This window comes from Serratia sp. 506_PEND (genome assembly GCF_001076875.1).
GTDB lineage: Bacteria > Pseudomonadota > Gammaproteobacteria > Enterobacterales > Enterobacteriaceae > Serratia > Serratia marcescens.
On the sequence record NZ_JVEL01000447.1, the window covers coordinates 1 to 949 of the forward strand.

The 949-nt window shown below is 52.9% G+C and carries 2 protein-coding genes; both read right to left on the reverse strand.

Features of this window, described 5'->3' with window-relative positions; all coding sequences use genetic code 11:
- Positions 1 to 221: 221 nt before the first annotated feature.
- Positions 222 to 713: a DUF5983 family protein gene (locus tag ADK28_RS17360; protein WP_048796249.1), complete on the reverse strand. Its 492-nt coding sequence runs from the start codon at positions 711 to 713 to the stop codon at positions 222 to 224.
- Positions 710 to 949, reverse strand: a 240-nt coding sequence (locus ADK28_RS17365) for a TA system toxin CbtA family protein (RefSeq protein ID WP_048796036.1), incomplete at its 5' end; no start/stop codon positions are given. The genes ADK28_RS17360 and ADK28_RS17365, both read right to left, overlap by 4 nt.

Consider the following 949-nt stretch of genomic DNA (forward strand, 5'->3'; position numbering starts at 1 on the left):
TGTGAGGGTAAGTTCTGACATCATTTCTTTCCTTTATATAAAGCAAAGCGCCAGACGGTGAGGGCTGGCGCTTATATGTGTGATGAGTAGGGTTCGGTGGCTAATTTGTTCTGGCGTGTTGCAGATGACGGAGATTGCGAATGTCCTGCAGCCAGTCAATCAGAATGTCGGGATAGGTGGTTAATGCCAGCATGGGAATGCCTCGCAGTAAGCAGAGGGGGTTACCAGTCGAAGGTTTCAACGTCCGGGAGTATTTCACCAAAGGCGTCGAGGTGAAGGATACCAACGGAGTAGCGACGAATGAGCGTCATGACTAACCGCCGACAGGCTTTCGACAGGCCGAGGCGTTTTAACCGCAATACCGGAAACGACCACGCCCCCAGACGAAGCAGATAGCCAGAGCCTGTGTAATGCAGCCATTCGGACTCGCCAAAATCGGTATCCTGATGCGACAGCGTATACAGCAGTGAATTGTCTTCAGCCGTGATGTGCGCGGTACTGCAGCATAGTCCGGGCAATGAGGTAAAAGGCGGTAGCGGGCTTTCAATGATGACTTCACTCGGTTCGTCGGCGATCCGCAACGTGCTGCCGTTCTGGTTCAGTGCCGTGATCAGTTCGGACAACGTGATCCCGTCGATATCAACGGCGATGCGGCCCATGTTGAGGGCCAGTACGCTGATGGCGTCAGCTTCAATGTTCAGGCTAACTTTCATTGCCCGGACTCCAGTGAATATTGCCCGGTAGTGATATCGGTGATGGCTCTGTAACCGCTACGTTTCATCAGCCCGGTGGCACGATGGGCGCGAAGTATATCGATACTGCTGATAAGTGGCGATTGTGTTTCTGCGCTGAAGCCACGACGGTCAGTACGCACCAGGTCATATTTCTCCACGATAAAATTCACCGCGTCACACAGTGAAATACCGGCGTCAATGTGTTCCTGGATCAC

Coding starts and splice junctions, on each gene's coding strand:
- ADK28_RS17360 (WP_048796249.1), bottom strand. CDS start 713: ATGAAAGTTAGCCTGAACATTGAAGCTGACGCCATCAGCGTACTGGCC.